Source organism: Paenibacillus sophorae, from assembly GCF_018966525.1.
Taxonomy (GTDB): Bacteria; Bacillota; Bacilli; order Paenibacillales; family Paenibacillaceae; genus Paenibacillus_AQ; species Paenibacillus_AQ sophorae.
The window spans coordinates 4,980,176-5,003,370 of the sequence record NZ_CP076607.1 but is presented as its reverse complement, the minus strand read 5'-3'; the positions used below and the strand labels follow the sequence as shown (position 1 = coordinate 5,003,370).

The following is a 23,195-nucleotide window of genomic DNA, read 5'->3' as shown; positions in this document are numbered from 1 at the left end:
ATGCCGGCAAAACCGGAAGGAAGCATATGGAGCGACGATCAATGGCGGGCCATCGCGGAGAGCGGGGACGACATTCTTGTGGCGGCGGCGGCCGGCTCCGGCAAGACCGCGGTGCTCGTCGAGCGGATCATCCGTAAAATCGGCGACGAGAGCAGCGGCTTCAGTGTGGACCGCCTGCTGGTGGCGACATTCACAAAAGCGGCCGCATCCGAAATGCGGCAGCGCATCCGCGAGGCGCTGGACCGCGAGCTTGAGAATGATCCGGACAACGCCCATTTGCGGCGCCAGCTGGCGCTGCTCGGCAAAGCCTCCATTACGACACTGCACTCCTTCTGTCTTGAGGTCATACGGCGTTACTATCAGATGATCCCGCTGGATCCCGGCTTCCGCATTCTGAATGAACACGAGGCGGAGATCATGCGTCAGGAAATACTGGAGGAGCTGTTCGAGGAAAAATATGAAGAGGCTGGCGAGGACGGCGTGTTCGTACAGCTCGCGGACTGGTTCAGCGGAGAGCGCACCGATGACGCCGTGCATGCGCTCGTTCAGCGTCTGCATGATTTTGCGCGAAGCCATCCTTGGCCTAAGGAGTGGCTGAGGGAGACGGCGACGGGCTTCTCGCTGCCGGATACCGAAACCCTGTCGCGCACGTCCTGGGTGCGCAGCATACTCGACGAAGCAAGGTTGGCGCTGGCTGCCGCCATTAGCCAGTTGGAGCGGGGACGGCAAATTGCCCTCCAGCCCGGGGGCCCTGCGCCTTATGCCGATAACCTGGCGGCGGATCTAGAGATGGTTGAAGGGCTGCTGCGGGCTGTGGAAGAGAAACCCTGGGCCGAGTTGTACGACCTGTTCCGCGGCGTCTCCTTCGGAAAGCTGAAGCCCTGTAAGAAGGATGCGACCGATCCCGCTCTTCAGGAGGCTGTAAAAGGCTTACGCGATGAAGTGAAGAGCCTCGTTGGCGAGCTTCAGAACTCGCTGTTCGGGCGCCCGGCGGACGTCTTTCTTCGCGAGCTTCACGAAGCGGGTCCGCTGATGAAAGAATTGGCGGAAACGGTGATTCAGTTCGGCGAGCGCTACCTGGCGGAGAAAGCGGGCAAAGGGCTGGTCGATTTCAGCGATCTGGAGCATTACTGCCTGGCTATTCTACGCCACACCGATTCTACAATAGGGAATTCTATGCCTTCGGACGCCGCGCTGGAATATCGGTCCCAGTTCGACGAGGTGCTGCTTGACGAATATCAGGATACGAACAGTGTTCAGGAAGAAATTGTACGGCTGATATCAAGGGAAGAGCCGGGCAACCGGTTCATGGTCGGCGATATGAAGCAGAGCATCTACCGCTTTCGCCTCGCGGAGCCGGGATTGTTCCTGGACAAGTACCGGAGCTACGGCAGAAGCCGGTCCGCGGACGGACGCGGCCAGAACGGCCTTGAAACGAACGAATCCGGCGGCATTGAGACGAACGCGACTGAAACCGGAAGGTCACAAGGAATCGTCATCGACCTGGCGCGTAATTTCCGCAGCCGGATGGAGGTCGTTAACGCCGTTAATATGGTATTCCGCCAAATCATGAACGAGACGGTGGCTGAAATCGACTATGACGAGCGGGCGGAGCTCATATACGGCGCAAATTTCCCCGGCGCTGCGGATAAGGGGCCGGATACGTATTTTGCGCCCGAGCTGCTGCTGATCGACCGGGGAAGCTCCAGAGGAACATCGGAAGAAAGAGCCGAAGACAGTGAAGCGGGACCGGTGGAAAGTGAATTAATCGAAAGTGAGACCGCGCAGTTGGAGGCCCGGGCTATCGCCCGGCGGATCGCCCGGATGACGGGAATGAACGGCGGCGAGCCGCTGCAGATCTATGACAAGGGCCTTCGGGCCATGCGCCCGGTTGTATACGGCGATATCGTCATATTACTGAGGTCCGCAAGCCTGTGGGCCCCGCTGATGCTGAAAGAGCTTCTGCTGGAAGGCATTCCAGCCTACGGCGACCAGAACAGGGGGTATTTTCAGGCGACCGAAGTTGAGGTTATCCTTTCTCTGCTGAAAGTCGTGGATAATCCGCAGCAGGATATACCGCTGGCAGGAACGCTGCGTTCGCCTGTAGTCGGACTGACCGAGGAAGAACTGGCGAAGGTTCGCCTTTGCAGCGAAGGCTCGTACTATGAAGCGGTTATTGCGGCGGCCTCGGAAGGAATGAGAGCAGGCAGTGCGGGAAGCGTCGGGGAGGAAGCCGGGATTGCAGGCGAGAAAGTAGACTTGGATACGGTTGGCTTCGGGAGCATAAGTGGAAATGAAGGCGGCCGAGCATACGAAGTCCAGGGCGGCGCCGAAAACGCGGCGGAGACAGCCGCGGCCGGTGAGTCTGGAAACGCGGAAATGGTGGTGCCCAGTGAAAAGGTATACGCTAAACCGGCGATTTCCGGCAGACTCCGGGATAAGCTGAACCGGTTTCTGTCGCAGCTCAAAAGCTGGAGAGACGAGGCGCGCCAGGGTGACGTAAGCGGACTAATCTGGCGTATATACGGAGAGAGCGGATACCTGGAATGGGTTGGCGGGCTGCCGGGAGGTGCCCAGCGGCAGAGCAATCTTAAAGCGTTGTATGACCGGGCGGTGCAATTCGAGAACGATACATCGGCTCGCGGCTTATTCCGTTTCCTGGTGTTCATATCCCGGCTCCGCGAGAACGGCGGCGATTTGGGAGCGGCCGGGGGCAGCGGCGAGCAGGGCGAAGGCGTCCGGATCATGACCATTCATAAGAGCAAAGGGCTTGAGTTTCCGGTCGTTTTTCTGGCCGGAATGTCCAAAGGCTTCAACCGTCAGGATCTGTACGCTCCGTTTCTGACGCACAAGGAGCTCGGCTTCGGCCCGCGCTTTCTGGAGCGGGAGACCCGGGTCAGCTATCCGACGCTGCCCTACCTTGCCATTGGCCGCCGTTCGCGGTTGGAGCTGCTGGCGGAGGAAATGCGGGTGCTTTATGTGGGGCTGACACGCCCTCGCGACAAGATGATTCTTGTCGGCACCGTCCGCGATCTGGAGGGCAAAGTGGCGAACTGGATGTCGTCCAGCAGCGGAGATGAAACGCTGCTTCCCGATCATTTGCTTGCCCGGGGACGCAGCTATCTAGATTGGATAGGACCGGCGTTGATCAGGCACCCCGGCGCGGCGATTTTGCGGAAAATCGCCGGCAAGGAAGGAGCGGCTCCGGTTACCTTGCGCGGCGATCTGTCCAACTGGAGCGTAAGCGTTCTGCCATCCTCGGAACTCGAGACAGGCCTTCATTCAGTCAAGGACGACGGAGAGGACGGGGAAGAAACGAGAAGAAAGACGCTTCACGAACTGAGCCGGGGGATGCCGGTGACGGCTTATTCCGGGACAGATGATTCGGCGGCCGAACGCTTGTCATGGCATTACCCATATGCAGCGGCTGCCGGCATTCCGGCCAAAACCTCCGTTACGGAGCTTAAATCCCTTTTGTCTTTGCAGGACCGGCCCTCGTATGATCTTCTGGAAGAGGGGCTTCCCTTAGCGAAGGAGCGCGGCGCCGCCGCTGCCGACAGCTTGCATTTGCGGCGTCCGAGATTCATGGAGCAGCGCGGCATTACACCGGCGGAACGCGGGACGGTGTATCATACCGTCATGCAGCATATCCCGATGGAAGGAGAAGCAGGCCTTGCGGAGGTGAAAGGGACGCTGGAAAGGCTGCAGCAGCTCGGTATTTTGACGGAAGAGCAGGCGGCGGCAGTCGAGCCGGAGAAAGCGGCGGCTTTTTACGAGCATCCGCTCGGCCGCAGGCTGCTGGCTTCACCATGGAAGAGAAGGGAAATGCCTTTCAGCTATTTGGTGCCCGCATCCGAAGCATACCGTGGCCTTGAGGCTCTGGACAGAGCATCTTCGGAGCTTCCTGGGCAGAGCGGCGCGGCTTCCTCCGTCCTTATCCAAGGGGTGATCGACTGTCTTTTCCGGGAGGAAGGGCGGCTTATCCTGCTGGATTACAAGAGTGATGCGGTTCTGGAACATCGGGGCGGACTGGAAGCCCTGAAGGAGAAATACCGTTACCAACTTAGCCTGTACTCGCAGGCGCTTGGTGATATTTTGGGCGAAGAAGTTGCCGAAGCGTGGCTGTATTTCTTTGACGGCGGTCATGCCGTCCGCGTATAGCGTGGATGATTTCGGCAGACCGTGAGCATCTCCCGATTTGTGGCGGTCATGCCGTGAACTTATTCCACTAAAAATACCATGATCGTTGACAGTCCTTTTATTCTGACTGAGTGGACGACTAATAAGGCCCAGCGGCAAGGAGAGATTGGTTTTTAATGATGATGATTCACAAAATATGGTGTTTGTGATATTTACAATCGCCCGGTTAGGGGCGGGAAAGAGGCGGAAGATGCGGATTTTGCATACGGGCGACTGGCATTTTGGCCGTACGCTGGAAGGAAGAAGCAGGCAGAAAGAGCAGGAGGCGTTCGTTGACGAACTGGTCGCCATTGCCGAGGAGGAACGCGCGGACCTTATTATGATGGCAGGTGACGTCTATGACTCCGTCAATCCTCCGGCTGCGGCCGAGCAGTTATTCTATGAAGCGGCCTCAAGACTTGCATCCGGGGGAAGGCAACTTGTCGTTATCGCTGGCAACCATGACCAGCCTGAGCGCGTATCCTCCGTATCCCCGCTTGTCTTCGGACACGGTATTACCCTTGTCGGTCTGCCCGCAAGCGATCCGGTGACGGTCCGGGTAGCCCGGACGGGGGAAACTGCGCGTATAGCGGCTCTTCCGTACCCTTCCGAAGCCCGTCTGGGCGAGCTGCTTGCCGAAGATAGCGACGAAGCCGGACTGCGGTTCGCTTACAGCGCGCGTGTAGGCCGCCTGATGAAGCTGTTGTCCCGGGAATTCAAGCCTGACACGGTCAATCTGGCGATGAGCCATATTTATGTGCTGGGCGGCGTGGAGAGCGACTCCGAGCGCCCGATCCAGGTCGGCGGGGCGTATACCGTTGATCCTTCGGCGCTGGCATGCGGCGCGCAGTATACGGCGCTCGGCCATCTCCACCGTCCGCAGAAGGTCAAGGGAGAAGGGGTTATCCGGTACAGCGGCTCTCCGCTGGCGTACAGTTTCTCGGAGGCGGGCCAGGCCAAGTCCGTCACGATGCTTGAACTCTCCCCGGGAGGGGAGGCGAAGCCGGAAGAAATTCTGCTGCGCTGCGGACGTCCCCTGGTGGAGTGGGACTGCGCGGGGGGACTGGATGAAGTATACCGGTGGCTTGACGAGGAGAGGGACGCCAATGCGTTCATCGATCTGAGAATCCGCCTAAGCGAGGCGCTGTCGATGGGAGATATTCAGCGGTTGCGTAAGGCGCGGGAAGGTATTGTACATATCCGCCCGGTCTATCCGGAGATGGAACGTGAACTGGAAGCGTCCCTCCGCTCTCGGATGCCGGTGCATGAGCTGTTCAGAAGGTTCTACCAGCGGCAGACCGGGGGAGCGGAGCCGGAAGACAGCCTAGTGGAGCTGTTTCTGGAACTGGCGGAGGAAGAACGTGAGGGACAGGAAGCGGAGGAGACCTTATGAAGCCGATACTGTTAAAAGTAAGCGGGCTGCAGAGCTACCGCGAAAGTCAGGAGATCGATTTCCTCAGCTTGTGCGAGACCGGACTGTTTGGCATTTTCGGACCAACGGGCAGCGGAAAATCGAGCCTGCTCGATGCCATTACCCTGGCGATGTACGGCAAGGTGGAACGCGCCGTGAACGGGACGCAGGGGATCATGAACCATTCCGAGGATACCCTTGCTGTGGCGTTTACCTTCGAGTTGAGCTCCTCCCACGGGGCGCGCCGCTACCGGGTGGAGCGGAGATTCAAACGGACAGGTGAGCAGTCCGTCAGCAATACAGTGAGCCGCTTCGTTGAGATTGGACCGGATGGAGAAACCGTGATGGCAGACAAGCTTGCGGATGTGACGAGCTGCGTCGAGGACAGAATCGGGCTTAAAATGGACGATTTTACCCGGGCTGTCGTCCTGCCCCAGGGCAAGTTCGCCGAATTTCTGTCGCTGCGCGGAGTGGACCGCAGACAGATGCTGCAGCGCCTGTTCCACTTGGAACAGTACGGCGACCAGTTGGCGCTGAAGCTCAGCCGCCGGGTCAAAGAGAACGAGGCGGCGCTGCGCGCGCTGGAAGCCGAACAGCAGGGGCTGGGCAGCGCTGGAGCAGAGGATGTGCAAGCGGCGGAGAAGCGTCTAGCGGAGGCTGTACTCCACGCCGCGAAGTGCCGCGAGCGCTTGGAGGCGGCGTCCCGGCAGGCCGAGCGTTTCGGCAAAATCCGTGAGCTGCAGGAGGAACGCTCCCGCCGGGAGATGAAACAGCTGGAGTTCCGGGCGCAGGAAGCGCAAATTGCCTCGATGGAGCTGCGGCTGCTGAAGAGCGACGAAGCCGCCAAGATTGCGCCCGCGCTGAAGGCATGGCGAAGCGCGGAAGAGGCCTGGCGCGCCCGTGCCGCGTTAGCTGACCGGCTGGAGGCGCACCTTGCGGTGTCCGAGCAGGAGGCGTCCCGTGCCGCCGAGGCCGAGCAGCAAGCGCATGGGGCGCTTGCTGCGGAAGAGCCGGCCCTGCGGGAGCGGGAGGGCCGGCTGCGCCAGGCGCTCGAGCTGGAAGCCGAGCTGGCCGGACTGCGGCAGACGCTCGCGGAGCTGGCCGAGCGCCAGGCGGAGGCCTCCCGCGGGCTGGAAGCCTCGCGGGAGACGCTGGCCCGGGAGCGGGAGCTTTTGGCCAAAGGCCAAAAGCGGCAGCAGGAGCTGCAGCGCAGCCTGCAGCCGCTCGAGGTCCGCTCCCAGGAGCGGCAGGCTCTGCAGGAAGCGATGCAGAGCCTGCAGGGCTTGCGCTCCGCCGAGTCCCAGTGGGAGCAGGCGGAGCGGGAGGGGCGCGAGCGCGCCGCTGCGCTCGGCGCGGTTCAAGGCCGTCTCGCGGAGGCCGAGACGGCTGCTGCGCGGCTGGCCGAAGCGCGCTCGCACGCCGCGCGGGACGCCGCCCTGCATCTGGAGCGGGCGGCGTCCGCGGAAGAGGCTGCAGCCGCCGTCGCCGGGCGGCTGGAGCAAGCTGGCGCGGCGCTGGAAGCCGCGCTCCGGGAGCGGGAGCTGCACCGGCTGTCGCTGGCGCTCTCCCGCGAGCTGCGGGACGGGGCTCCGTGCCCCGTGTGCGGCAGCGAGCATCATCCGGCGCCGGCATCGCTGCAGGGCGGCGAAGAAGATCTGGCGGTAGAGCGGAAGCTTCAGGACGTGAAGACGTTGACGGCGCGCGCGCTTGAGGCTCGCGGCATGCTGCGGAGCCTGCGGGAGCAGGACCGCGCTTGGCTGGAGCAGGTGTACGGTGAATCCGGCTCCCTCTCCGGGACTCCTGCCGCTGCGGGCGCTTCGCTGGCCGAAGTCGGGCAAGAGATCCCCGGATTAACCGAAATTGCAGCTGCCTTGAGCCAAGCAGCGAGCTCCGACTTATTAGCCGATGGAGACGCAGTTTCTTCCGCATGGCCGGAAGAAACTGCCGTAGCGGAGCTTGAAGAACAGCTTGCAGGATTGCAGAGCTGCTCTCGGGATCTGCGGCGCCGGGCGGTACAGTGGCAGGAGGAAGACCGTCAGGCGCAGCAGCGTCTGCTGAAGGAAGCCGCCGACGCCGAAGCTGCGCGAAGCTGGGAAGAACAAACGGCGGCCAAGGCGGAGGAACTGAAGCGGCAGCTTTTGTTCTTGCGTCAGGAATGGGAGCGGCGGTTTCCTCAGCTTGCGCCGGGCGAAGCGGAGCAAGCCTACCGCGAGCTGCGGCGCAAGGATGAAGAAGCCGAGGAAATCAGAGGCAGGCTGGACATCAGCGTGAAGTTTCTGGACGAGAAGAGCGCTTCCGTACAGCTGCTGCAGGACAGAATTTCCGAGCTGGATAAGGAACTGGCCGGCTGGATGGCGCAGCATACGGGCAAAGAGGAGCTGCTGCGCGAGAAAGAACAGCGGCTGCTGCAATGGACGGAAGGGCATTCAGCCGGTTCTCTTCTGGCGGAATGCGAGCGGCGTCTGCAGGAGCTGCAGACGGCCGCAGAGGAAGGCAGGCGCCGTAACCGCGCTGCCGCCGACAGGGCGCAGCAGGATGCCAGAGAGGCGGCGATCGCACGCCAGGCAGCGGATTCCGCCCGTGAGCACTATGCCGCCGCAGCTGCGAACTGGGAAGAAAGCCTTGCTTCTTCATCGTTTGCTTCAGCCGCTGAAGCCGAAGAAGCGGCGCTGGATGCGGGAGAACGCGAGGCGGCTTCCTCGCGTGTGCGGGCGCACCGTGACGGCGAGGCGGAGGTCAGCGCGCAGCTTCGCCACATCGAAGAGAGGCTCGGCGGCGACGCGGTGACCGAGGACGAGTGGCGGGACTGCGAGAACGAGCTCCGGCAGTGCAAGGAGGATGATGAAGCTGCGCTGCAGGCCAAAGCGCGCGGAGAGCGTGATCTGGAGGATCTGCGGCAGAGGCATATCCGCTGGAGTGAGCTGGAAAGCCTGCGCGCCGGGCATGAGAGCATGCAAAGCAAGTTGTCCAAGCTGCAGTCCTGTCTGCGGGGCAATGCTTTCGTTGAATATATCGCGGAGGAGCAATTGATGCAGGTATGCCAGGCGGCTTCTCAGCGTCTGCGCTTCCTGAGCAGACAGCGCTATGCGCTGGAGGTCGACTCCGGAGGCGGCTTTGTTATCCGTGACGACGGAAACGGAGGGGTCAAGCGGCCGGTATCCACTTTGTCGGGCGGAGAGACGTTCCTAACCTCGCTGTCGCTTGCGCTGGCGCTGTCCGCGCAGATTCAGCTTCGCGGACAGTATCCGCTGCAATTTTTCTTCCTGGACGAAGGCTTCGGCACGCTGGACCCCGAACTGCTCGATACCGTGATCACATCGCTTGAACGGCTGCATAACGACCAGCTGTCGGTTGGTATTATCAGCCACGTCCCGGAGCTCCGGGCAAGGCTTGCCCGGAAGCTGGTTGTGGTCCCAGCTTTACCGGGCGGAGCGGGTTCAAGCATCATTTTGGAAAAAAATTAAAATGGATGGGGGGTTGTGATAACTGTCACAGAGACAGTATTACCCCCCTGTTATAATACAGCTAAGCCGACATCATTTGAAACACCTCGGCGGACGTATGACAGGGAATTGATTCCTTTTCATACGTCCGCCGCCGAATCAGCTTAATCAGCTGTGAAGGGTGTTTCTTTTTTTTTTTTTTTTTGCCTGTTTACTGACATGAATGGAATTTTGTTTCCGCTGTATCTGATACAGATTTAACAGCCGCGAATTTATTATATAGTAATCCATATTTATCCTGTTGTCCGTCGCGTTGCTTTCGAAAAAGAGCAAATTCCTGTATGATAAATGGATAGCGACGACGGTCTTGGCTGCGGTTATTTTTGCCAATGAGCCGAGAGTCCGATTATCGTCAGAGACAGCCCAGACCACATGCGGGAAAGGGTGCTTCAAATATCCTTTAGGAGGAAGCTGCTGTATGGAAACCATTTTTAGCAAAATTATCGAGGGAAGCATTCCCTGCAACAAGGTATTTGAGAATGAACGAATTTTGGCATTTTACGATATCGAGCCTGCCGCTCCGGTGCATGTGCTGATTATTCCCAAGAAACCGATTCCGTCGATGAACGAGGTGGCTCCCGAGGATTTGCCGTTGATCGGAGAAATGCACAGCGTGGCGCAGCAAATCGCCAAGGAATTGGGTATCGCGGAAACCGGGTATCGTCTGATCAATAACTGCGGACCGGACAGCGGGCAGGCTGTTCAACATCTGCACTATCATCTTGTCGGGGGATCGAAACTTGGCGCGCTGATCGGCAATTCTACATCCCACGCCTAAGAGAGCGACCGGGAATATAGGCTTTTTACGAAAAAAGAATGGGCATAAGGTTGACACTTTATTTCGGTTTGACCTATAATGAAATTTGATGAACCGTGTTATGCTCTTGGACGGTCTGGTCGGAGGGAGGGAAAACTGGTGTCTGAAACGAAAGTTCGCAAAAACGAGACAATTGATGCTGCACTTCGTCGCTTTAAACGTTCCATCGCTAAAGATGGCGTCTTGGCTGAGGTGAAGAAACGCAAGCATTATGAAAAGCCAAGCGTTAAGCGCAAGAAAAAGTCCGAGGCTGCTCGTAAGAGAAAGTTTTAGGAGGATTACCCAAGCATGAATCTTAGCGAACGATTGAACGAAGATATGAAGCAGGCGATGAAGAGTAAGGACAAGTTCAAACTCTCCACGATTCGAATGGTTCGTTCGACGATAAAGAATCTTGAAATAGATTTGAAAAGAACATTAGACGACAACGAAGTGCTTGATATCCTTAGTCGTGAGATCAAACAGCGCAAAGATGCCCTCCAAGAATTTGAAAAAGCGGGTCGTGACGAGCTTGCTGCAAGCAATAAAGCAGAAATCGAGATTATAGCACAATATCTACCCGAACAGCTTTCCGAAGAAGAAATTAAGGTAATTGTACAGCAGACCATCCAGGAAACCGGTGCTTCTTCGAAAAATGATATGGGCAAGGTGATGAGCGCGCTGATGCCGAAAGTCAAAGGCCGCGCTGACGGTAAACTCGTGAACCAGGCGGTTCTGCAATTTCTGCAATAACATAAGTTGAACACCTCTTTCTATAGGGGTGTTTTTCTTTTTTTACATAAGTCCAGGTTTGGCGGCAAGGCTGGACGCAAAGTCCTTGAAACGCATAACCTTTCTATCTCGTAGTTAACATTATATATCCACATATTATATTATCCGGAAAAATGATCGAAACTAGCTTAAATAGATCGGAGGGATATGTTGTGACGGGTTTGCGAAAAATCGCTCTGGCCGCCTGCGCTCTGTTCCTGCTGCTGTTCGTTCCGCTTGGAGCCGTAACGGTCCAGGCCGCTGGCACTCCAGCCTCGCCGGCTGCCAGCGGCGAACCGAACCAAGGCCCGGTATTTATTCTGCCCGTGGACCAGGAGATCGAGCGGGGACTGGAGAGCTTCCTGAAGCGGGGATTCCAGGAAGCGGATAAATACGGCGCTAAGCTGATAGTGCTGGAAATCGATACGCCTGGCGGACTGGTGGACAGCGCGGAACAAATAGGGGCAATGATTCGGGAGAGCGAAATTCCTACCCTTGCCTTTATTAAAGGGGATGCGGCGTCTGCTGGCAGCTATATCGCGCTGAATGCGAAAAGAATCGTGATGAAGCCCGGCAGCATGATCGGGTCGGCTTCGCTTGTTGATGGGAGCGGCAGAAGCGTGGATAATGCCAAGCTGATCTCGTTCTGGAAGTCGAAAATGGCGGGTGCGGCGGCGCTGAATGGACGCGATCCGGATATCGCGGCCGGAATGACGGATATCAATATGGTCGTCGACAAGCCCGAGCTGGGCGTGCACAAGAGCAAGGGAGAGATTATCGCTCTGACCAGCGATCAGGCGCTGAAAGCGGGATACGCCGACGCCGTAAAGGATTCGCCGGAGGCGGCGGCTTCGTGGATGGGTTATTCGACCAATGATATTTTTCACGTGCAGCATACCAGTGCGGAAAAGCTGTCGCAATTTCTGACCCATCCCGTCGTCATGACCGTTCTGCTGTTTATCGGGATCGCCGGAGTGGTCATTGAGCTGCTTGTACCCGGATTCGGGATTCCCGGCATCGTTGGAACGCTCGCTTTCGTCCTGTATTTCTTCGGCAACTATGTGGCGGGATTTGCCGGCGCGGAGACATGGCTGCTGTTCATCGTTGGCCTCGTTCTAATGGTGCTTGAGCTGTTCGTGCCGAGTTTCGGCATTCTGGGGGTTCTAGGCTCCATCAGTCTGATTGCGGGCGTCGTAAGAGCCGCATACAGCTTTACGCATGCGCTGTTCAGCTTGGGCATTGCTTTTGCGGCCGCTGTAGTGGTCATTATCATTGTCGCGGTAGCATTCAAGGACCGGGGCATATGGAATCGATTTATTCTCAGCGACAGCTTAAGCAAGGAACAGGGCTTCATCCCTACTCCCGAGAAGCTGGATCTCGTGGGTCTGAGAGGAGTAAGCATAACACCGCTTCGCCCGGCAGGTACGGCCCTAATCGCAGACGAACGCTTCGATGTGGTCACCGAAGGCGGATTCATCGGCGTGAATACTCCTGTCTCCGTTATCAAAGTCGAAGGCGGCAGAATTGTGGTGAAGGAAAGCCGGGAATAAGGTAAACTATGTAAGTGTTTTTGCGTATGTTCAATATTTATAAACAGAAAGGGTAGATATAACAATGGAAGCATCCTTAATAACCATCCTGCTGATCGCCGTCGTCGTGATCATTGCTCTGAGCATCTTTCTCAGCTTCTTTCCGGTTATGCTGTGGATTTCGGCTCTGGCGTCCGGCGTTAGAATCAGCATTATTACACTTGTCGCCATGCGGCTGCGCCGTGTAACGCCAAGCCGGATCGTTAATCCGCTGATCAAAGCGACCAAGGCGGGTCTAGGTCTTAATATCAACCAACTGGAAAGCCACTATCTGGCGGGGGGCAATGTTGACCGTGTCGTCAATGCGCTGATCGCCGCGCAGCGGGCCGATATTCCGCTGGAATTCACCCGGGCGGCGGCCATTGATCTAGCCGGACGCGATGTGCTCCAAGCGGTACAGATGAGCGTTAACCCGCGCGTAATCGAGACGCCCACCGTGGCTGCGGTTGCCCGCGACGGGATCGAAGTGAAGGTCAAGGCACGGGTTACCGTTCGAGCCAATATCGACCGGCTCGTCGGCGGCGCCGGTGAGGAGACGATCATCGCCCGCGTCGGCGAAGGCATTGTAACGACGGTAGGTTCAAGTAATTCGCATAAAGACGTTCTGGAGAATCCGGACTCGATCTCCCGCACCGTGCTCCAGAAAGGGCTCGACGCCGGAACGGCGTTTGAAATTCTGTCCATCGATATCGCGGATGTGGATGTTGGCAAGAACATTGGCGCTTACCTGCAGACGGAACAGGCCGAAGCAGACAAGCGGATTGCCCAGGCGAAGGCCGAGGAACGTAGAGCGATGGCCGTGGCGCAGGAGCAGGAAATGAAGGCCCGCGTCGTCGAGATGAAGGCCTTGGTCGTCGAATCCGAATCCCAGGTGCCACTGGCTATGGCCGAAGCGCTGCGCGGAGGTCAAATCGGCGTGATGGATTATATGAATCTGAAAAATATCGAAGCCGATACCCAAATGCGCGGGTCGCTCGGCAAGATGGGCGACCAGGATAACGACGGTTCCAAGAGCAATAAATAATGAACACAACGAGTAGGGGAGATGAGACCCCATGAGCTGGATTTATGTCATTGCGGTAATTATTTTCGCGATTGTGTCCCAAGCAAACAAAGCGAGCAAAAATAAAAACAAAAACGGAAGATCCCCCCGCGGCGGAATGCCGCCCTTTGGCAGCGGTCCGGGCGAGGGGCCCCTGCGCCGTCCAAGATCCGGCCAGCCGGATTCCGGAAGAGCGGCAGAGCCGCGCAACAGCGGCTTTCCGGTCCCCGCTCCATCCTCCCGGCAGCCGGGACAGCAGATGGACGAAGGCCGTGAATCCGATCCGGCGCCTGCGTTTCCAGAACCTGCTCTATTCCCGACTCCCGATTACATGTCAGGAGAAGGGACGTCGATGGAGCAGCCCGAAGAAGTGGACGGGGTCGAGGTCCGGCAGGAGCGTATGCGGCGAGAACTGGAACGCGTCCACCGCGCTCTGGACCGGATCTCGGACGATATGGGAGGAGACGGCGGAGCCGGGCCGAAATCCCGCTCGTCGGCGTCGTCTTCGCAGAGTTCGCCGTCTCTGGGCGTAGAAAGCGATCTGCGCAGCGGACTCATCTGGGCGGAAATTCTCGGCCCTCCGCGCTCCCGCAGGCCCATGAGCTCCCGCCGTCCGGGCGGGTTGTGAGCCGCGCCTCGCATCCCTTTTTTAAATTTCAACCAAATGAACAAAGATGTATCCTAACGGGTGTATCGTCCGCAAAATTAAGAGTTCGCTGGCCTATTCAGGAAAGGTGAACTCAGATTGCGACGGTCTCCCGTTTTTTCTTTTTTGGCAGGCTGCTTTCCGTTTGATTTGAAATCTCCCGGCTTTCATAAATAAGAGTCTTCCCGCATAAGGTGTACAGTACAGGAAGGGGGAGCGTCTACTTATGACCCGGATTGGCCGCAGTCTGCGGGGATGGACAAACGGGATGCTGGATTTGCCGCAGGATCTGCTGAGCGACATGCCCCGGATCACCCTCATCGGGAACAAGGAAATGGTCATTGAGAACCATAGAGGCGTGCTGAATTTTTCCCCCGGTCAGCTGACGCTCGCGCTTTCGAAAGGATCGCTGGAAATTGCCGGAGAAGGCCTTGTCATCACCTCCATTCTGGGAAGGGAATTGGCGGTGGAGGGCGTGATCGGGGAAATCAGATATAAGGAAAGCGGGGAGAAGCGATGAAGGAGCCGCCACTATCATGGCTGCGGGGGACTGTTGCGCTGCATATTTCCGGGAAGCGGATTGAAGGACTGATTAATGCCGTCAACGAAGCCGGAATTATCATATGGAATGTAAAAGCGACCGAAAGCGGTGTCAGTCTGCGTCTGCTGCTGAACGATTTCTACGCTCTCCGGCCGCTTCTGAAGCAGACAGGCTGCAGGATGCATATTACGGGACGGATCGGACTGCCGTTCGTGGCCGCCAGACTGTGGAAGCGGAGTTTTTTTGCCGCAGGCCTGGTGCTGTTCGGCATTATTCTGGTGCTGCTGTGTTCTCTTGTCTGGAGTGTTCGGGTGGAGGGGAATAAGCGGCTGGCTTCGGAGGATGTGCTGGATGCCGCCCGGCAGGAAGGAATTTATCCTTTTCAGTGGATATGGCGAATGGATTCTCCGGACAAGCTTTCCAAGCACCTGGCGGCGCGGCTCCCGGGCGTATCCTGGGTTGGAATCGAACGTAATGGAACAGCGGTTAAAATTCAAATCGTCGAAGCCGCGCTGCCCGAGAAAAAACCGCTTAGCAGCCCCCGTCATCTCATAAGCCGCACCGATGCGGTTATCACCGATATCTACGCCGAGCAGGGCAGGCCCGTGGTTCAGCGCAACGCGAGAGTGAAGAAAGGCGATATCCTTATTTCCGGGATTCTGGGCGATGAGGCAAATAGGCAGGCCGTCGTTGCCAAAGGGGAAGTCAAGGGGCTTGTCTGGCATGAGTATAATATCGAGGTTCCGCTGCAAAAAAAGAATACCGCTTATACCGGTGAGCGAAAGGATAGAAGCTACTTCGTTCTCGGCAAGTGGGCGGTTCAGCTGTGGGGCTATGGCAAATCGCCTTTTGAAGAGTCGCGTACGCTGACCGAGCTTGATCCGCTGACTTGGCGTACTATCCGGCTGCCGATTGGCTGGATGACGGAGAAAGAAATGGAAGTCAAAGAGACTCGGGAGACACTTACGCCGCAGGCGGCGAAACAGGCGGGGCTGGCACTGTCGGAGGCCGATATTGCGGCACGCTACGGCAGCGACAGCGTCATCAAAAGCCAAAAAATTTTGCATGAGAAGAAAGAGAATGGTAAAGTTTATATGAAAGTGCTTTTTGAAGTGGAAGAGAGAATTGCGGAGGAACTTCCGATAGTATACAACCAAGGAGAATGAGGCTATTTGTCAGATAAGACTGCAAGCATTCAAATATCTTTGCAAAATGCGGGAGAAGCTCTGGCGCTTTTCGGCCCGCAGGACAGCTTCTTAAAGCTGATTGAGAGAGAAATTCCCGCCCGTATCGACTCGCGTGAGGCAGAGCTTACGGTGCATGGCAGCGAACGGGAAGTGGACATGCTGACACAGCTGTTCCAGTCACTGCTCTCCCTTGTTCGAAGCGGTTATATTCTGAGCGAGCGGGATGTGCAGTATGCAGTGGAGCTGGCGAAGGATTTCCGCGCCGATCAGCTGCTGGATCTGTTCAAGGGCGAAATCACTACGACTTTTCGCGGCAAGCCGATTCGGGTCAAGACGATTGGACAGAAGCACTATGTAACGACGATCAAGAAACGGGACATCGTATTCGGTATCGGCCCGGCGGGAACCGGAAAGACTTATCTTGCCGTTGTGCTTGCCGTTGCTGCTTTGAAGGAAGGATCGGTCAAACGTATTATCCTGACCCGTCCGGCGGTGGAAGCCGGCGAGAGTCTGGGGTTTCTGCCGGGAGATTTGCAGGAGAAAGTAGATCCGTATCTCCGGCCGTTGTATGACGCCCTGTACGACGTGATGGGACCCGATCAGGTAGCCAAGGCTCTGGAGCGCGGACTGATAGAAATTGCGCCTCTGGCTTACATGCGCGGGCGCACGCTTGACGATTCGTTTATTATTCTTGATGAGGCGCAAAATACGACGCCGGAGCAGATGAAGATGTTCTTGACCCGGCTTGGCTTTGGTTCGAAGATGGTTATTACGGGCGACGTAACTCAAATCGATCTGCCTCGGGGAAAGAAATCGGGTCTCATTGAGGCCAATACGATCTTATCCTCGATTGAGGATATCGGATTTGTGTATTTTGCGGAGCAAGACGTAGTGCGGCATTCCCTGGTGCAGAAAATCATCGTTGCCTATGAACGCTCAGCCGAAAACCTTGAATAAAGGGGACTGTCACCATGGCTTCAAAGCAACCGTCCAAATTCAGCGGATTCACATACAATGTGAGCGGATGGAAGTATAGTGCGGCGACTCGCTATGCTCTTTTTCTGCTGCTCGGTATCCTGGTCTATTTCAGTCTGGCACCGGATCTGCTGCCTAAACGGTACGACATCAGGGAAAACACGCACAGCGCTAAGGAAATCACGGCTCCTAGGCAAATTCCCGATAAAAAGGCAACGCTGAAGGCTGAGGAACAAGCGGCCGAGAACGTGCCGCTGAAATATCAGATTATTCCGATCCGTGCGGAGAATCTCGTAACCTCTCTGCTGGACCGTATCGACCGACTCAATCAGGACGACACCATCTCCCAAAGCGATAAGACCTCCATCTACCGGGAGGAAATCCCGCAGCGGGCCAATGATTTTATATTGAGCTTTGTGTCATCCAGCCGGAATAGCGGAACCTATTCGGACAATCTTTTGAACGAGATGCAGTCGAAAATCAAGGAGCAGGTCTATTCCATACCGGAAGAGACGTATATCAAAATACCGCGCCTGACCTCGCAGGACATCATCGAGATGAAGCCCGTGGCCCGGGATATCGTCAGCAGGCTGATGAATGACCAGATTACCGATGCCGACGCCGCACGCGCTAAGGTGGCGGAACAGGTCAGCATCAGTTCGCTCTCTCAGCGAACGGCCCGCGAGGTAGTGCAGGAGCTCGCACGTCTGGCTATTACGGCCAATAAATTTTATGATGAAGATGCCACCAAGGAAGCGAAAGTCCAGGCCCGGGAAAATACGCCGCCTGTTTTTATTGAGCAAGGCGAGGTGCTCGTGGCCAAAGGAGATCTCATTACGCCTGAGCTGTATCAACTGCTCGACGAGAACGGCTTGCTGCGGAACAATGTCGATTATTGGCCTCAGCTTGGACTGCTCATCCTTGCGGCGCTCTTTTCTATCGGCCTGCTGATGTTTATCCGGCAGTCCGGAACATCCGGCTCTACCGGATTTAAGTATAATAATTCCCAGCTTCTGATGCTGGTGATCGTCTTTCTGATCACGATTATATCTATGCGGCTTGCAGCGTTTCTGCAGAGCGACACACGGCCGTTTATGGGCTTTCTGGCGCCGGTTGCCATCGGGGCGATGCTGGTTGCGCTGCTGCTGGATATAACGCTTGCCTATTTCTGTTCCATCCTGTTTGCCGTACTGGCCAGTGTTATCCTGAATGTGCAGCAGAATACGATTTTTGATTTCAACTATGGTTTCTTTGCGCTGGTCGTTTCGTATGTAGCCGTATTCGCCACTCATCGGGCGGGGCAGCGCACAACGCTGCTCAAAGGCGGCATCATGGTCTGTCTGTTCGGCTCGCTGACTGTCTTTATGATTAACCTGCTGGGAAGCGGCGCATGGCAGCAGATTCATACGCTGTATGCTATCGGCTTCGCTTTTGCCGGCGGCCTGCTGACCGTTGTGCTGGTCATTGGCCTTATGCCTTTTTTTGAATCGACGTTCGGCATTCTGTCTGCGCTCAAGCTGGTAGAGCTGTCCAATCCGAACCATCCGCTGCTGCGCAAGCTGCTGACGGAAACGCCGGGTACATATCATCACAGCGTAATGGTCGGCAACTTGTCGGAGGCGGCGGCAGAAGCAATTGGAGCGGACGGCCTGCTCTGCCGGGTCGGTTCATATTATCATGATATCGGCAAGACGAAGCGTCCGTTCTATTTTATCGAGAACCAGAACAATATGGAGAATCCGCATGATTCCATCGAACCCAAGCTGAGCAAGTCGATCATTATCGCGCATGCGCGCGACGGGGTGGAAATGCTGAAGGAGTACAAGCTCCCCAAGCCGATCAGGGATATCGCGGAGCAGCATCATGGAACGACTTTTTTGCATTATTTTTATCATAAAGCGCTGCGGCTGGCGGAGGAAAAAGGTATAGAGCCCGACTTCACCGAAGATGATTTCCGTTACCCCGGTCCGAAAGCCCAGTCCAAAGAGTCCGCGGTAATCGGTATTGCCGACAGCGTGGAGGCGGCCGTCCGCTCCCTTCGCAGCCCCACGGTAAACCAGGTGGAGACGATGATCGAGAAGATTATCAAGAGCCGGCTTGACGATCATCAATTCGATGAATGCGATCTGACGCTGAAAGAGTTGGACATTATCGCCCGGACGCTGAAAGAAACAGTGATGGGCATTTTCCATTCGCGCATTGAATATCCGGAGGAAGCGAAAAAGCCGAAAAAAGAGGAAGGGGCCGTTGAATAGCATGAGCCTGCAGCTGGTTTGGAGCAATGAGCAAGAAGAAATGGAAATCGACGATCGGCTGATCTCGCTGCTGGAAAGCATTCTGGAACAAGCGGGTAGGCTTGAAGGGATCGACGCCGGTGAGGTGGATCTGACCTTTGTCGACAATGAGCGGATTCATGAGCTTAATAAGGAGTATCGCGGCATCGACCGGCCCACCGATGTGCTGTCCTTCGCGCTTAACGAATCCGCAGAGGATGAGCTGGAAATCGTCTATGAGCTTAGCGAGGATGAATCGGAGGAAATTCCCGATATGCTCGGCGATATTATCATTTCCGTTACCCGCGCCAAGGAACAGGCGGACGATTACGGCCATTCGTTGGAACGGGAGCTGGGCTTCTTATTCGTTCATGGGTTTCTGCACTTGCTCGGATACGATCATCAGGATGAGGCTTCTGAGGCGGAAATGATGGGCAAGCAGGAGCAGGTGCTGTCGCAGGTAGGGTTGACCCGCTGATGCCCAAAAATACGGCGGTAGGCCCCAAACGTTTCTGGAAGTCGTTCTGGTATGCGGCCCAGGGGCTCAGACAGGCCTTCCGGACCGAAATGAATATGAAGGTGCATACTTGCCTTGCCGTCTTAGTACTGCTGTTCGCCGGGCTGCTGCGTGTACCCCCGGGAGACTGGATGCTGCTGCTGCTGGCGATCACGCTCGTGCTGGCGGCCGAGCTGATCAATACGGCGATCGAGTCGGTGGTCGACCTCGTGTCGCCGGAAGTCCACCCCTTGGCCAAAGCGGCAAAGGACACCGCTGCGGGAGCCGTGTTTCTGGCGGCGGCGTTTGCCGTCATTGCGGGCATCTATGTTTTTTATCATCCGGTGATAGACTGGATTACGGCACTTATGTCATAATCGGAATACAACTTTATAGACGGAAAAGGCGGATAAGCCGTTAGGCGGTTCCGCCATCTTTGTCTTTGCTTCGTTTTTTTATAATCGGTTCGTGCAGCCTATTCTCAGATGTTATAGGAGCTTATACTAATAAAACTTATTAACGCTTCCGAAGCGAGTTTGCTGAAGAATACTCAAGAAGCTAATACTAACCAAACTTAGCAACGCTTCCGAAGCGAGTTTTGCCGAAGAACATTCAAAGGAGTCTATGCTAACAAAACTTTTAGGAGGACAATGATGGATTCCATTACGCTGCTGCAAGAGGCGATCAAAGCCCGTGCCAAAGCTTATATCCCATACTCCCGTTTCGGCGTTGGAGCCGCTCTGCTGGATCAGGACGGACATGTTCATCACGGCTGCAATATCGAGAACGCCGCTTACAGCGTCACTAACTGCGCCGAGCGCACCGCACTTTTCAGCGCAATGGCCCAAGGACATACACGCGGCAGCTTTAAAGCGCTTGCCGTTGTAGGTGACACCGATCTGCCGATTACACCTTGCGGCGCATGCCGGCAGGTAATCGTAGAGCTGTGCGATCCCGACATGAAAATCATTCTGGGCAATATAAAAGGGGACATTCGCGAGACAACCGTCCGCGAGCTGCTGCCCGGCGCTTTCGGTCCTGATGAGTTAAAGCAGGGACAGGCTCCAGAGTAAGTGCGTAAGTGAAGCGGCGAGCCGCTAGCGTTGCCCGCACGTAGTGGAAGGGACCCCGCCGCCGAAATGCGCACGTGTTTGCACTAACGTAAGCGGTGCGGCGAAGCCGCCAGCGGTTGCCCGCACTCAGTGGAAGGGACCCCGCCGCCGAAACGCGCACGTGTTCGCGCAAGCGTAAGCGAAGCGGCGAAGCCGCCAGCGATTGCTCGCACGCAGTCTCTCAGCACACGCTCGCACATCACTCTGTGCTCCGCTCTTCCCAGCGCAAACCGAAGCGGGTGACCGCAGGGAACGTAAGCGTGTCATTCGCCGTATCCCCTTCAACGCTCCAACCGTGGCAGGCACGCCCACTTCCGGGTGTCCAGAGGGCGGGGCCCTTGGGGTCCCCCTTGGCTAAGGGGGATTTAGGGGATCGAAAAAAGAACTCGAAAGGTTGAGATCATATGAAATTCAGATCAGGCTTTGTCGCCATCATCGGCAGGCCCAACGTAGGCAAATCAACGCTGATGAATCAGGTCATCGGGCAGAAAATCGCCATTATGTCGGACAAGCCGCAGACGACCCGTAACAAAATTCACGGGGTCTATACGACGAACGGTTCGCAAATCGTCTTCCTCGATACGCCCGGCATCCATAAACGCCAGTCCAAGCTGGGGGATTACATGAACCAGACGGCGATGAGCACACTCGGCGAGGTGGAAGCTGTGCTGTTTCTGATAGACGCCGCCGAGGGCCTTGGAGGCGGTGACCGTTTCATCGCCGAACAACTTCAAGGTCTGAAGACGCCGGTTATTCTGGTGATGAACAAGATCGACAAGCTGGAACCTGAAGCGCTCCTGCCGCTAATTACGGAATACAGCAAACTGCATGATTTTGCCGAGATCGTTCCCATTTCAGCCAAGGTAGGCAGCAATGTAAATACACTGCTGGAGCAGCTGCAGAAATACCTGCCGGAAGGCCCGCAGTATTATCCGGAGGATCAGGTGACCGACCATCCGGAGCAGTTCGTTATCGCCGAGCTGATCCGCGAGAAGATCCTGCATCTGACCCGCGAGGAGGTGCCGCATTCCATTGCGGTGGCTATTGAGGATATGCGGGCGGAGCCGAACGGAGTCGTGCATATCTCCGCTGTTATTTTTGTCGAGCGGGATTCGCAAAAAGGGATTATCATCGGCAAACAGGGTGCTATGTTGAAGGAAGTTGGCAGAAGAGCACGTACCGATATTGAGAACCTGCTCGGGTCCAAGACGTTTCTGGAGCTTTGGGTAAAGGTGAAAAAAGACTGGCGCAACCAGGAGCGCGTGCTGCGCGATTTGGGCTTCCACAAAGACCAATGATCTTCATCACAAATGACTGCCAGTAATTGCAAGGATAGAACCCGTTCCATCGCACATCCTACTTTGTGAGGACATCGTGTTTTGCGAAGGGGGATAAATACGAATGCGAGATTTTTCGTGGAAGTATTTTGCAATGACTGGGGATGTCGATGCCTATCTGCTGTATAGGGAAGCGGGAGAACCGCTGAATCCGGCGGCCGAGACAGCGGCGGAAGAAGAGCAGGTCTATGACGAAGAAGCGAAGTAAGAACTGGTTGCTTGCCGAGTGGTTGGGGGAAGAGGCATGCTACACAGGGTGGAAGGGATCGTCATCCGCAGTATGGACTACGGCGAGGGGAATGCAATCATTACACTTTGCACCGAAAACGCGGGTAAGGTAGGAATTCTCGTCCGTGGAGCCAAAAAGGTAAAAAGCCGTCATGCTGCCCTGATCCAGCCGTTTACGTTGGGGCAATATGTTTTTTTCAGAAATAACGGAGGACTCGGTACACTGAATTCCGGCGAGATTATAAGTTCCCATCATTCGATCAGGGAGGATCTGATTAAAGCCGCCTACGGCTCTTATGCCTGTGAGCTGCTCGATCGGGTGCTGCATGACGAGGAGACGGGTAGCTTTTGGTTCCGGCAGTTGTCGGCCTGCCTGAATGCGCTGGAAGAAGGCAAGGAGCCGGGAGTTATTATTAATCTGTTCGAGATGAAAATACTTCAAGCGGCCGGCTACGGTCCGCAATTGGATTCCTGTATCGCCTGCGGGCGGGGGAAGGCGGACGAAGAGCTGCTGCTCAGCCCGCGGCTGGGCGGCGCTCTGTGCCGCAGCTGCCGCCATAATGACCCGCCGGCAATGGAAGTGTCCTCCCGCGCACTGAAGCTGCTCCGGCTGTTCGCTGCGCTTGATCTGACCCGCCTAGGCAATGTGGACGTCAAGGAGAGTACGCGTGAAGAATTAAAAAAAATCATGCGGGCGTTTATGGATACCCAGCTCGGCCTCCGGCTGAAGTCGCAAAATTTCCTGGATCAGCTCGATAAATACAATATTTGACGAAAGCCCGATTTTCCGTTAATATAGGAAAAGTCTCTTCTTGTTGGAATATGCCTTACCAAAGGCAAATAACGAGAAGGCCGCCGCTGGCTGAAGCCGGCAGGCATGTAGAACGGGAAAGTAGTGGACGATTGCTTGAAATAGCGAGCCGGGGACGGTGAGAGCCCGGTAAAGCAGCGCTCATGAAACGGCACCCGGGAGTGCGGAGGCGGCAGCATGAAAAGTGGATTTCGTCAGCACCGGCGCAGTCAGTGAAGAACGGAATCAAGTAGGGTGGAACCGCGGGAGAATATGAACAGCTCTCGTCCCTATGTCTGAATTTCAGGCATGGGGGCGG

Annotated in this window: 20 protein-coding genes; 19 read left to right on the top strand and 1 reads right to left on the bottom strand. The window is 56.4% G+C overall.

Features of this window, described 5'->3' with window-relative positions; genetic code table 11:
• The 16 genes from KP014_RS24320 to KP014_RS24245 all read left to right on the top strand — a co-directional run bounded on the left by KP014_RS24320 (position 1) and on the right by KP014_RS24245 (position 20,482).
• On the top strand, positions 1 to 4,161 hold the full coding sequence (locus tag KP014_RS24320; protein WP_090834376.1) for a UvrD-helicase domain-containing protein: 4,161 nt from the start codon (positions 1 to 3) through the stop codon (positions 4,159 to 4,161).
• Positions 4,162 to 4,390: 229 nt separating this feature from the next.
• Positions 4,391 to 5,572 (top strand): exonuclease SbcCD subunit D, encoded by a 1,182-nt coding sequence (locus KP014_RS24315; RefSeq protein ID WP_036592463.1) that lies wholly within the window; start codon positions 4,391 to 4,393, stop codon positions 5,570 to 5,572.
• Entirely contained in the window at positions 5,569 to 9,054 is a 3,486-nt protein-coding gene (locus KP014_RS24310; RefSeq protein WP_090834351.1) for an AAA family ATPase, read from the top strand. The genes KP014_RS24315 and KP014_RS24310 overlap by 4 nt, the downstream gene beginning before the upstream one ends.
• A 457-nt stretch (positions 9,055 to 9,511) precedes the next feature.
• A complete protein-coding gene (locus tag KP014_RS24305; protein WP_036602246.1) occupies positions 9,512 to 9,871 on the top strand; it encodes a histidine triad nucleotide-binding protein in 360 nt (119 codons plus the stop codon).
• Between the two features lie 138 nt (positions 9,872 to 10,009).
• The gene (rpsU, locus tag KP014_RS24300; RefSeq protein ID WP_005547957.1) at positions 10,010 to 10,183 is read left to right on the top strand and encodes a 30S ribosomal protein S21; all 174 of its coding nucleotides are present in this window, start codon (positions 10,010 to 10,012) and stop codon (positions 10,181 to 10,183) included.
• Positions 10,184 to 10,198: 15 nt separating this feature from the next.
• The gene (locus KP014_RS24295; protein ID WP_025699541.1) at positions 10,199 to 10,642 is read left to right on the top strand and encodes a GatB/YqeY domain-containing protein; all 444 of its coding nucleotides are present in this window, start codon (positions 10,199 to 10,201) and stop codon (positions 10,640 to 10,642) included.
• Positions 10,643 to 10,833: 191 nt separating this feature from the next.
• The gene (locus KP014_RS24290) at positions 10,834 to 12,210 is read left to right on the top strand and encodes an NfeD family protein (RefSeq protein ID WP_246590577.1); all 1,377 of its coding nucleotides are present in this window, start codon (positions 10,834 to 10,836) and stop codon (positions 12,208 to 12,210) included.
• Positions 12,211 to 12,274: 64 nt separating this feature from the next.
• The gene (floA, locus tag KP014_RS24285) at positions 12,275 to 13,273 is read left to right on the top strand and encodes a flotillin-like protein FloA (protein WP_090834349.1); all 999 of its coding nucleotides are present in this window, start codon (positions 12,275 to 12,277) and stop codon (positions 13,271 to 13,273) included.
• Positions 13,274 to 13,304: 31 nt separating this feature from the next.
• Positions 13,305 to 13,919 carry a hypothetical protein gene (locus tag KP014_RS24280; RefSeq protein ID WP_036593656.1) on the top strand — a complete coding sequence of 205 codons (615 nt, stop codon included), beginning with the start codon at positions 13,305 to 13,307 and terminating at the stop codon, positions 13,917 to 13,919.
• Between the two features lie 244 nt (positions 13,920 to 14,163).
• Positions 14,164 to 14,457 carry a sporulation protein YqfC gene (gene yqfC / locus KP014_RS24275; protein ID WP_036593652.1) on the top strand — a complete coding sequence of 98 codons (294 nt, stop codon included), beginning with the start codon at positions 14,164 to 14,166 and terminating at the stop codon, positions 14,455 to 14,457.
• A complete protein-coding gene (gene yqfD / locus KP014_RS24270) occupies positions 14,454 to 15,644 on the top strand; it encodes a sporulation protein YqfD (protein ID WP_036593651.1) in 1,191 nt (396 codons plus the stop codon). The genes yqfC and yqfD overlap by 4 nt, the downstream gene beginning before the upstream one ends.
• Positions 15,645 to 15,650: 6 nt before the next feature.
• Entirely contained in the window at positions 15,651 to 16,622 is a 972-nt protein-coding gene (locus KP014_RS24265) for a PhoH family protein (RefSeq protein ID WP_036593649.1), read from the top strand.
• A gap of 14 nt (positions 16,623 to 16,636) precedes the next feature.
• Positions 16,637 to 18,895: an HD family phosphohydrolase gene (locus tag KP014_RS24260; RefSeq protein ID WP_036593647.1), complete on the top strand. Its 2,259-nt coding sequence runs from the start codon at positions 16,637 to 16,639 to the stop codon at positions 18,893 to 18,895.
• 1 nt (position 18,896) lies between these two features.
• Complete coding sequence (gene ybeY, locus KP014_RS24255; RefSeq protein WP_036593644.1) at positions 18,897 to 19,391, top strand: rRNA maturation RNase YbeY; 495 nt, start codon at positions 18,897 to 18,899, stop codon at positions 19,389 to 19,391.
• Positions 19,391 to 19,786: a diacylglycerol kinase gene (locus KP014_RS24250; RefSeq protein ID WP_036593643.1), complete on the top strand. Its 396-nt coding sequence runs from the start codon at positions 19,391 to 19,393 to the stop codon at positions 19,784 to 19,786. The genes ybeY and KP014_RS24250 overlap by 1 nt, the downstream gene beginning before the upstream one ends.
• A gap of 276 nt (positions 19,787 to 20,062) precedes the next feature.
• Positions 20,063 to 20,482, top strand: a complete 420-nt coding sequence (locus tag KP014_RS24245; RefSeq protein ID WP_036593640.1) for a cytidine deaminase — start codon at positions 20,063 to 20,065, stop codon at positions 20,480 to 20,482.
• An 83-nt stretch (positions 20,483 to 20,565) separates the two neighbouring features.
• Here the strand turns inward: KP014_RS24245 and KP014_RS29175 are convergent, their stop codons facing one another.
• Complete coding sequence (locus tag KP014_RS29175) at positions 20,566 to 20,694, bottom strand: hypothetical protein (protein WP_281426427.1); 129 nt, start codon at positions 20,692 to 20,694, stop codon at positions 20,566 to 20,568.
• A 231-nt stretch (positions 20,695 to 20,925) separates the two neighbouring features.
• Here KP014_RS29175 and era point away from each other — a divergent pair, with 231 nt between their 5' ends.
• The 3 genes from era to recO all read left to right on the top strand — a co-directional run bounded on the left by era (position 20,926) and on the right by recO (position 22,858).
• A complete protein-coding gene (era, locus tag KP014_RS24240; protein ID WP_036593638.1) occupies positions 20,926 to 21,819 on the top strand; it encodes a GTPase Era in 894 nt (297 codons plus the stop codon).
• Between the two features lie 103 nt (positions 21,820 to 21,922).
• Positions 21,923 to 22,066, top strand: coding sequence for a YqzL family protein (locus KP014_RS24235; protein WP_090834348.1), 144 nt, complete (start codon positions 21,923 to 21,925; stop codon positions 22,064 to 22,066).
• Positions 22,067 to 22,102: 36 nt separating this feature from the next.
• Positions 22,103 to 22,858, top strand: a complete 756-nt coding sequence (recO, locus tag KP014_RS24230; protein WP_036593636.1) for a DNA repair protein RecO — start codon at positions 22,103 to 22,105, stop codon at positions 22,856 to 22,858.
• Positions 22,859 to 23,195 lie beyond the last annotated feature (337 nt).

Coding starts and splice junctions, on each gene's coding strand:
- yqfC (WP_036593652.1), top strand. CDS start 14,164: ATGACCCGGATTGGCCGCAGTCTGCGGGGATGGACAAACGGGATGCTG.
- era (WP_036593638.1), top strand. CDS start 20,926: ATGAAATTCAGATCAGGCTTTGTCGCCATCATCGGCAGGCCCAACGTA.
- KP014_RS24235 (WP_090834348.1), top strand. CDS start 21,923: ATGCGAGATTTTTCGTGGAAGTATTTTGCAATGACTGGGGATGTCGAT.
- yqfD (WP_036593651.1), top strand. CDS start 14,454: ATGAAGGAGCCGCCACTATCATGGCTGCGGGGGACTGTTGCGCTGCAT.
- floA (WP_090834349.1), top strand. CDS start 12,275: ATGGAAGCATCCTTAATAACCATCCTGCTGATCGCCGTCGTCGTGATC.
- KP014_RS24305 (WP_036602246.1), top strand. CDS start 9,512: ATGGAAACCATTTTTAGCAAAATTATCGAGGGAAGCATTCCCTGCAAC.
- KP014_RS24295 (WP_025699541.1), top strand. CDS start 10,199: ATGAATCTTAGCGAACGATTGAACGAAGATATGAAGCAGGCGATGAAG.
- KP014_RS24260 (WP_036593647.1), top strand. CDS start 16,637: ATGGCTTCAAAGCAACCGTCCAAATTCAGCGGATTCACATACAATGTG.
- KP014_RS24245 (WP_036593640.1), top strand. CDS start 20,063: ATGGATTCCATTACGCTGCTGCAAGAGGCGATCAAAGCCCGTGCCAAA.
- ybeY (WP_036593644.1), top strand. CDS start 18,897: ATGAGCCTGCAGCTGGTTTGGAGCAATGAGCAAGAAGAAATGGAAATC.
- recO (WP_036593636.1), top strand. CDS start 22,103: ATGCTACACAGGGTGGAAGGGATCGTCATCCGCAGTATGGACTACGGC.
- KP014_RS24320 (WP_090834376.1), top strand. CDS start 1: ATGCCGGCAAAACCGGAAGGAAGCATATGGAGCGACGATCAATGGCGG.
- KP014_RS24310 (WP_090834351.1), top strand. CDS start 5,569: ATGAAGCCGATACTGTTAAAAGTAAGCGGGCTGCAGAGCTACCGCGAA.
- KP014_RS24315 (WP_036592463.1), top strand. CDS start 4,391: ATGCGGATTTTGCATACGGGCGACTGGCATTTTGGCCGTACGCTGGAA.
- KP014_RS24250 (WP_036593643.1), top strand. CDS start 19,391: ATGCCCAAAAATACGGCGGTAGGCCCCAAACGTTTCTGGAAGTCGTTC.
- KP014_RS24280 (WP_036593656.1), top strand. CDS start 13,305: ATGAGCTGGATTTATGTCATTGCGGTAATTATTTTCGCGATTGTGTCC.